8 protein-coding genes are annotated in these 8,399 nt (G+C 61.9%); 5 read left to right on the top strand and 3 right to left on the bottom strand.

Features of this window, described 5'->3' with window-relative positions:
- Nucleotides 1-194 precede the first annotated feature (194 nt).
- On the bottom strand, nucleotides 195-1,688 hold the full coding sequence (locus CAF92_RS17185; protein WP_046616869.1) for a CoA-acylating methylmalonate-semialdehyde dehydrogenase: 1,494 nt from the start codon (nucleotides 1,686-1,688) through the stop codon (nucleotides 195-197).
- A 73-nt stretch (nucleotides 1,689-1,761) separates the two neighbouring features.
- On the bottom strand, nucleotides 1,762-3,108 hold the full coding sequence (locus tag CAF92_RS17180) for an aspartate aminotransferase family protein (protein ID WP_046616868.1): 1,347 nt from the start codon (nucleotides 3,106-3,108) through the stop codon (nucleotides 1,762-1,764).
- Between the two features lie 118 nt (nucleotides 3,109-3,226).
- Between CAF92_RS17180 and CAF92_RS17175 the strand changes: the two genes are divergently transcribed.
- From CAF92_RS17175 to CAF92_RS17155, 5 genes are all read left to right on the top strand, one after another.
- A complete protein-coding gene (locus CAF92_RS17175; protein ID WP_046616867.1) occupies nucleotides 3,227-4,144 on the top strand; it encodes a LysR family transcriptional regulator in 918 nt (305 codons plus the stop codon).
- Nucleotides 4,145-4,234: 90 nt separating this feature from the next.
- A complete protein-coding gene (locus CAF92_RS17170) occupies nucleotides 4,235-4,897 on the top strand; it encodes a TetR/AcrR family transcriptional regulator (RefSeq protein WP_003257076.1) in 663 nt (220 codons plus the stop codon).
- A gap of 9 nt (nucleotides 4,898-4,906) precedes the next feature.
- Nucleotides 4,907-5,491, top strand: a complete 585-nt coding sequence (locus CAF92_RS17165; protein WP_016484768.1) for a YigZ family protein — start codon at nucleotides 4,907-4,909, stop codon at nucleotides 5,489-5,491.
- A 435-nt stretch (nucleotides 5,492-5,926) separates the two neighbouring features.
- Complete coding sequence (locus CAF92_RS17160; RefSeq protein ID WP_085601458.1) at nucleotides 5,927-6,613, top strand: SDR family oxidoreductase; 687 nt, start codon at nucleotides 5,927-5,929, stop codon at nucleotides 6,611-6,613.
- Between the two features lie 86 nt (nucleotides 6,614-6,699).
- Nucleotides 6,700-7,647, top strand: coding sequence for an adenosine deaminase (locus CAF92_RS17155; protein ID WP_085601457.1), 948 nt, complete (start codon nucleotides 6,700-6,702; stop codon nucleotides 7,645-7,647).
- A 31-nt stretch (nucleotides 7,648-7,678) separates the two neighbouring features.
- Here CAF92_RS17155 and CAF92_RS17150 read toward each other — a convergent pair whose 3' ends face one another.
- The gene (locus tag CAF92_RS17150) at nucleotides 7,679-8,392 is read right to left on the bottom strand and encodes a helix-turn-helix transcriptional regulator (protein WP_085601456.1); all 714 of its coding nucleotides are present in this window, start codon (nucleotides 8,390-8,392) and stop codon (nucleotides 7,679-7,681) included.
- Between the last annotated feature and the right edge of the window lie 7 nt (nucleotides 8,393-8,399).

The raw sequence follows: 8,399 nt of genomic DNA, 5'->3' as shown, positions 1-8,399 counted from the left end.
TCGTAGCCCTTTCAGCTCTTTCCGAACAACCTAACTTATTGAATTTCAAGAAGTTTGTCGTTCCGATGTCGCTGGAAGTGGGGCGCATTATAAGGGGATTCGAGAGGGCGTCAACCCTTAATTTCAAGAAACTTCAATATCGATGAAAAACAAAGCGGGGAGGCCTAATCGGCCTCCCCGCTTCTGCTCATCCCTTACAAACTAGGGAAGGCAAACTGCGAAGCCTCATGGCTGGCACGTTGCGGCCAGCGCTGGGTGATCGCCTTGCGACGGGTATAGAAGCGCACACCGTCCGGGCCATAGGCATGCAGGTCCCCGAACAGCGAGCGCTTCCAGCCACCAAAACTGTGGTAGGCCACCGGCACCGGCAGCGGTACGTTCACACCGACCATGCCCACTTCGATCTCGTCGCAGAACAGGCGCGCCGCTTCACCGTCACGGGTGAAGATACAGGTACCGTTGCCATACTCGTGATCGTTGATCAGTTGCATGGCCTGCTCCAGGCTGTTCACACGCACTACGCACAGCACCGGGCCGAAGATCTCTTCCTTATAGATGCGCATCTCCGGGGTCACGTTGTCGAACAGGGTGCCGCCGACGAAGTAGCCATCCTCATTACCGGCAACACGGAAGCCACGGCCATCTACCACCAGCTTGGCGCCAGCAGCAAGACCATCATCAATGTAGCCCACCACCTTGTCACGGGCAGCGGCCGTCACCAGCGGCCCCATGTCCAGGCCGCACGAGGTGCCGGCACCAATCTTCAGGGCCTTGATCTGCGGTTCCAGCTTGGCAATCAGGGCGTCAGCCACCTGGTCACCCACGCACACCGCCACCGAAATGGCCATGCAACGCTCGCCGCACGAACCGTAGGCAGCCCCCATCAGAGCGCTCACGGCATTGTCCAGGTCGGCATCCGGCATCAGCACCGCGTGGTTCTTCGCACCACCCAGGGCCTGCACACGCTTGCCGCGCTTGGTACCTTCAGCGTAGATGTACTCGGCGATCGGAGTCGAACCGACGAAGCTCAGGGCCTTCACTTCCGGCGCTTCGATCAGCGCATCCACCGCTTCCTTGTCGCCGTGCACCACGTTGAGGATGCCCTTCGGCAGGCCGGCTTCCAGCAGCAGCTGGGCGATGAACAGGGTCGAGCTCGGGTCGCGCTCGGAAGGCTTGAGGATGAAGGCGTTGCCGCAGGCAATAGCCAGTGGGTACATCCACAGCGGCACCATGGCCGGGAAATTGAACGGGGTGATACCGGCAACCACGCCCAGCGGCTGGAAGTCGGACCAGGCATCGATGTTGGGGCCGACGTTGCGGCTGTACTCGCCTTTCAGCACTTCCGGCGCGGCACAGGCGAACTCGACGTTCTCGATACCACGCTTCAGTTCGCCTGCAGCATCCTCCAGGGTCTTGCCATGCTCTTCGCTGATCATCTGCGAGATACGCGCTTCGTTCTGCTCCAGCAGTTGCTTGAAGCGGAACATCACCTGGGCGCGCTTGGCCGGTGGGGTGTTGCGCCAGGCCGGGAAGGCCGCCTTGGCAGAGTCGATCGCTTCCTGCACGGTCGCGCGGCTGGCCAGCTCGACCTTGCGCACGGCCTGGCCGGTGGACGGGTTGAAGACATCGGCGGTGCGCTCACCCTTGGTAACCAGTTCGCCGTGGATCAGGTGCTGAACAATGCTCATGCAAAACTCCAGATAAAGAAGGTTGAGGCAGGCACGCGATGTGTTCACGCACCTGCCATCAGAATCGGAAAGATCAGTCGATCAGGTTCAGGGTTTCGCCCACTGCGTCGAACAGGCGGTCCAGTTCCTGCGGCGTGGTGTTGAAGGTTGGGCCGAACTGCAGGGTGTCGCCACCGAAGCGTACATAGAAGCCTGCCTTCCACAGTTTCATCGCCGCTTCGTACGGACGCACGATGGCATCACCGTCGCGGGCAGCGATCTGGATCGCGCCGGCCAGGCCGTAGTTGCGGATATCGACGATGTTCTTGGTGCCCTTCACGCCATGCAGCAGCTTCTCGAAGTGCGGCGCCAGCTCGGCGGCGGCCTGCACCAGGTTTTCCTTCTGCAGCAGGTCCAGCGCGGCGATACCGGCGGCGCAGGCTACCGGGTGGGCCGAGTAGGTATAGCCGTGGGGGAATTCCACGGCGTACTCCGGGGTCGGCTGGTTCATGAAGGTCTGGTAGATCTCGCTGCTGGCGATCACCGCGCCCATCGGGATGGCACCGTTGGTCACCTGCTTGGCGATGCACATCAGGTCCGGGGTCACGCCGAAGGCTTCGGAACCGGTCATCGCGCCCATGCGGCCGAAGCCGGTGATCACTTCGTCGAAGATCAGCAGGATGTTGTGCTGGGTGCAGATTTCACGCAGGCGCTTCAGGTAACCCTTCGGCGGCGGCAGCACACCAGCCGAACCTGCCAGCGGCTCGACGATCACGGCAGCGATGTTGGAGGCATCGTGCAGCTCGATCAGCTTGAGCATCTCGTCAGCCAGGGCAATACCGCCCTCTTCCGGCATGCCTTTGGAGAAGGCGTTCACCGGCAGCACGGTGTGAGGCAGATGGTCGACGTCCAGCAGCTGACCGAACAGCTTGCGGTTACCGTTGACGCCACCGAGGCTGGTACCAGCGATGTTCACGCCGTGGTAGCCGCGGGCCCGGCCGATGATCTTGGTCTTGGTCGCCTGGCCTTTCAGGCGCCAGTACGCACGCACCATCTTCAGCGCGGTGTCGGCACACTCGGAACCGGAGTTGGTATAGAACACATGGTTCAGGTCGCCCGGGGTCAGCTCGGTGATCTTCTCGGCCAGCTGGAACGACAGCGGGTGGCCGAACTGGAAGGCCGGTGAATAGTCCAGGGTGCCGATCTGGCGAGCCACTGCCTCGGTGATTTCCTTGCGGGTATGCCCGGCGCCGCAGGTCCACAAGCCGGACAGGGCATCGAAGATCCTGCGCCCCTTGTCGTCGACCAGGTAGTTGCCTTCGGCCGCCACGATCAGGCGTGGGTCGCGCTGGAAGTTGCGGTTGGCGGTGTAGGGCATCCAGTGTGCATCCAGCTTGAGCTGGCTGGCGATACCGGCGGTAGCGGTTTCGGGCATGTTCATCGGCGGTTCCTCGGAAGACGATTAGGCAACGATGGATGTTGTTGCAGCTAAATTGGCACGGCGATAAAGTCTGAAAAAGCCAACATTTCTAATCTTCAGACAGGCCCTCACTAAACTAATGAGCCGACGCCCCGATCCACTTGCCCAAGTCAGCGATTTCGACATCCGCCTGCTGAAGATCTACCGCAGTGTCGTCGAGTGCGGCGGCTTCTCCGCCGCGGAAAACGTGCTGGGCATAGGCCGTTCGGCCATCAGCCAGCAGATGAACGACCTGGAGCAACGCCTCGGCCTGCGCCTGTGCCAGCGCGGCCGCGCCGGTTTCTCGCTGACCGAGGAAGGCCGCGAGGTCTACCATTCGGCGCTGCAACTGCTCAGCGCCCTGGAAAGCTTCCGCACCGAGGTCAACGGCCTTCACCAGCACTTGCGTGGCGAGCTGAACATTGGCCTGACCGACAACCTGGTGACCTTGCCGCACATGCGCATTACCCATGCATTGGCCGAACTCAAGGACCGCGGGCCCGATGTGCGCATCCAGATCCGCATGATCGCGCCCAGCCAGGTCGAGCATGGCGTGCTCGATGGCAGCCTGCATGTCGGTGTGGTGCCACAGACCAGTCCATTGTCGGGCCTCGAGTACCAACCGTTGTACAGCGAGCGCTCGCTGCTGTATTGCGCGGTCGGCCACCCACTGTTCTATGCCGATGACCAGCAGATCGACGACGACCGCCTCAACAGCCAGGAGGCCATCACCCCCACCTTCCGCCTACCGGCCGAAATCCAGGCGCATTACCAGGCGCTGAACTGTACGGCCAGTGCTTCGGACCGCGAAGGAATGGCGTTTCTCATCCTTACCGGGCGCTATATCGGCTACCTGCCAGACCACTACGCCACGTTCTGGGTGCAGCAAGGCCGCTTGCGTGCCCTGAAGCCCCAGCAACGCTTCTATGACCTGAGCCTCAGCTGGGTAACGCGCAAGGGCCGGCGGCCGAACCTGGTGCTGGAAAGCTTCCTCGAAAGCCTGGCTGCGACACGCTGATGCCAGTCTGTGCCGCAAACGCTTGTCACTTCGGCACAGGCAGGTAATCTTGTCCGACAGCCGCAGCCACTGACCCGTACGGAATCGTCCATGACCCTAGAAGTCCCTGCGCATCGCCTCTCCGCCTCGGGCAAGCCCGCGGGCCGCATCCGCCAGAAGAACGAACAGGCCATTATCCAGGCCGCCGAAGACGAGTTCGCCCGCCATGGTTTCAAGGGCACCAGCATGAACACCATCGCCCTCAAGGCGGGGTTGCCCAAGGCCAACCTGCATTACTACTTCACCAACAAGCTGGGCTTGTACATTGCCGTGCTCAGCAACATCATCGAGTTGTGGGACAGCACCTTCAACGCCTTGAGCGTCGACGACGACCCGGGCGAAGCCCTGAGCCAGTATATCCGCACCAAGATGGAGTTCTCTCGGCGCAACCCGCAAGCTTCACGGATCTTCGCCATGGAGGTGATCAGCGGCGGTACCTGCCTGAGCGAATACTTCAGTGCCGACTACCGCGAATGGTTCCGCGGCCGGGCCGCGGTGTTCCAGGCCTGGATCGAAGCCGGCAAGATGGACCCGGTCGACCCGGTGCACCTGATCTTCCTGCTGTGGGGCAGCACCCAGCACTATGCCGACTTCGCCACCCAGATCTGCCAGGTCACCGGCCGCAGCCGCCTGACCAAGCAGGACATGGAGGACGCGAGCAACAATCTTATCCACATCATTCTGAAGGGCTGCGGTATCAAGCCGGCTGCCTGATCGTCATTTATGCCTTCTACCCTGCTCGACCTCTGCGAGTACCGCGAGGAAATCCGCAAAAGCCGCTTCATCACCCTCGCCGGGCCGATCAGCAGCGCCGCCGACGCGATGAGTTTCATCGAACGCCACAGCGACCTGGCCGCCACTCACAACTGCTGGGCCTGGAAACTTGGCGCCCAGTACCGCAGCAGCGATGACGGCGAACCTGGTGGTACCGCGGGGCGGCCAATCCTCGCAGCCATCGAAGCGCAGGACTGCGACCAGGTGGTGGTGCTGGTGATCCGCTGGTACGGCGGCATCCAGCTGGGCACCGGCGGCCTGGCCAGGGCCTATGGCGGCGGTGCCAACAAGTGCCTGCAACAGGCACCCAAGCGGCTGCTGGTGCAGCGCAGCGAATTCACCTGCAGTTGCAGTTTCAGCGAACTGGCGCTTGTGAAGTTGCGTCTGGCCGAGGTTGACGGCCTGGTCCTGGATGAGCAGTTCACCGCCAATGGCGTGGACCTGCTCATTGCACTGGGTGACGCCCACCTGGCGCCACTGCAGCAGCAGTTGGCCGACCTGAGCCGTGGGCGCATTCTGCTCGAAGCACGTTGACCATTGCCCACAGCAACTGTGGGCCGGCCTGTGGATAAGCTTTGGGCATGTGCCTGCAGCCTAGCGTTTTCAAGGCTTGTAGATCTTTGATCATATTTTGATCACCTTTGATGACAGGCCCAAACTGCGGAAAGCCCGAAAGTTATCCCCATACCGCGGCCAAGCGATGCCGTTTGCGGCGCACCGCGCTTGCACACAATAACTGTGGACCAGCCTGTGGATAACCCGTGCGCCAACAGGCGAGACGCCCGCCCACACAAGGGCACGGGGCGGATGTTCATTTTTTAGCCAACTCGCATGACGGGGCTGCTTTGCAGACCTTACGCGCCACCGAGTTGTATCTCGTAGACGCAGCCTTGTGTCGCCATCGCCGCAATGCAGCTCCAGTTGAATTATCCTCAAATCCTTTTCCTACATTTCTAAAGGAATGTTCCTATGGCTAATTCACGAACAGCCATCATCATCGGCGCGTCGCGCGGGCTCGGCCTTGGCTTGGTGGAACGTCTGCACGAAGACGGCTGGAACATCACCGCCACCGTGCGCAACCCACAGCAGCCAGGCGCCTTGGCAAATGTGCCCGGCGTGCACATCGAACAGCTGGAAATGAACGACACGGCTCAGCTGGATGCCCTGAAGCAGCGCTTGCAAGGCCAAGTGTTCGACTTGGTGTTCGTCAACGCCGGGGTCATGGGCCCCTTGCCGCAAAACCTGGAGACGGTGCAGAACAAGGACATCGGCGATCTGTTCATGACCAACGCCGTGGCGCCAATTCGCGTGGCCCGTCGCTTGGTCGGCCAGATACGTGAAGGTAGCGGCGTGCTGGCCTTCATGAGCTCGATACTAGGCAGCGTGACTATTCCTGACAGCGGCGAAGTCTGCCTTTACAAGGCCAGCAAGGCGGCGCTGAACTCGATGATCAACAGCTTCGTCGTCGAGCAACAACGCCCTGATCTGTGCGTGCTGGCCATGCACCCGGGCTGGGTGAAAACCGACATGGGCGGCGAAAACGCCGATATCGACGTGCTGACCAGTACCCGCGGCATGATTGATCAGATCAATGCGCAAAGCGGCAAGGGTGGTCTGCGCTTCATCAACTACAAGGGCGAACCTTTGATCTGGTGATTCACCGGGTCGCAGCCTGGCCGGGCGCAATGCCCGGCCAGGCTCTGTAGAATGGCGGCAACCGTATTTGATCGAGATGACCCACTATGTATGACTGGTTGAACGCCCTGCCCAAGGCCGAACTGCACCTGCACCTGGAAGGCTCGCTGGAGCCCGAGCTGCTGTTCGCCCTGGCCGAGCGCAACAAGATCGCCCTGCCCTGGGCAGATGTGGAAACCTTGCGCGGTGCCTACGCCTTCAACAACCTGCAGGAGTTCCTGGACTTGTATTACCAGGGCGCCGACGTGCTGCGTACCGAGCAGGACTTCTACGACCTGACCTGGGCCTACCTGCAACGCTGCAAGGCTCAGAACGTTATCCACACCGAACCGTTCTTCGACCCGCAGACCCATACCGACCGCGGTATCCCCTTCGAAGTGGTGCTCAACGGTATCAACCAGGCGCTCAGGGACGGTCGCGAACAATTGGGCATCAGCAGCGGCCTGATCCTCAGCTTCCTGCGCCACCTCAGCGAAGATGAGGCGCAGAAAACCCTCGACCAGGCCCTGCCGTTCCGCGATGCGTTCATCGCCGTTGGCCTGGACAGCTCGGAAATGGGCCACCCGCCGAGCAAGTTCCAGCGCGTGTTCGACCGTGCCCGCAGTGAAGGCCTGGTCGCCGTTGCCCATGCTGGCGAGGAAGGCCCGCCCGAGTACATCTGGGAAGCCCTGGACCTGCTGAAGGTCAAGCGTATCGACCACGGTGTGCGCGCCATCGAGGACGAGCGCCTGATGCAGCGCATCATCGACGAGCAGATCCCGCTCACGGTGTGCCCGCTGTCGAACACCAAGCTGTGCGTGTTCGACCACATGAACCAGCACAACATCCTCGACATGCTCGAGCGCGGCGTGAAGGTAACGGTCAACTCTGACGACCCGGCCTACTTCGGTGGCTATGTCACCGAAAACTTCCACGCCCTGTACACGCACCTGGGCATGACCGAAGACCAGGCCCGTCGCCTGGCCCAGAACAGCCTGGATGCCCGGCTGGCCTGAGTGACCTGACGCCGGCATGACGGTGTCGCGGTCAACCGACCTGCAACGTCGGCACGCGGGCAATGCGATTGATTTGCTGGATACCCAGCGCAGAGATATGCAATGCCCGCGAGTCCTCGGCTTCGCGCATCCAGCCAGACTGCAGGAACAGCCGGAACAAGGCCTGCCCCAGCACGCCCCCCAGGTGCGGCCCCTGGTCGTTCCACTCGGTGCAGCGGCAGATCACACAGCCACGTTGCTGATTTGGCGCCAAGGCATCGATGTAGACCCCGACCAAAGCCAACTGCGTCCGCCCCTCCTCGCTTACCATCAGCTGTCGACCACTACCCTCCAACCAGCCGGCCACCACCAGACGGTGATACAGCTCACCGGCCAGTTCCCCGCCCAAGTGATCGCCACAGCGACGCGCCCTGCGTATCGACATGGGCAGCGGTGATACCGGCGCCTTGGCCCGCTCCCCCCTGGCGTTCTCCAGCTGGACACTGGCCAGGGCCTCCACCGCTGCCCCGACTTGTGGGGTGGCCAGCCGGAAGTAACGCTTGCGGCCCCGTGCTTCATGCCGGAGCAAACCGGCCGACGACAACAATGAAAGGTGTGCGCAGGCAGATGACGAGGTCAGGCCTGTCATTACCGCGAGCTCGTTGGCCAGCCGCGGCGTGCCGTCGATCAGTGCCCACAGCATGGCACTGCGCTTGGGGTCGGCCATCAGGCTGGCAATCTGGCTGATACTGCTGGCTGCGTTCATGTCCCTG

Source organism: Pseudomonas sp. B10(2017) (assembly GCF_002113295.1).
GTDB classification, from domain to species: Bacteria; Pseudomonadota; Gammaproteobacteria; order Pseudomonadales; family Pseudomonadaceae; genus Aquipseudomonas; species Aquipseudomonas pudica.
The sequence above is the reverse complement of the archived record's forward strand: the minus strand, read 5'-3'. Positions and strand labels throughout refer to the sequence as shown.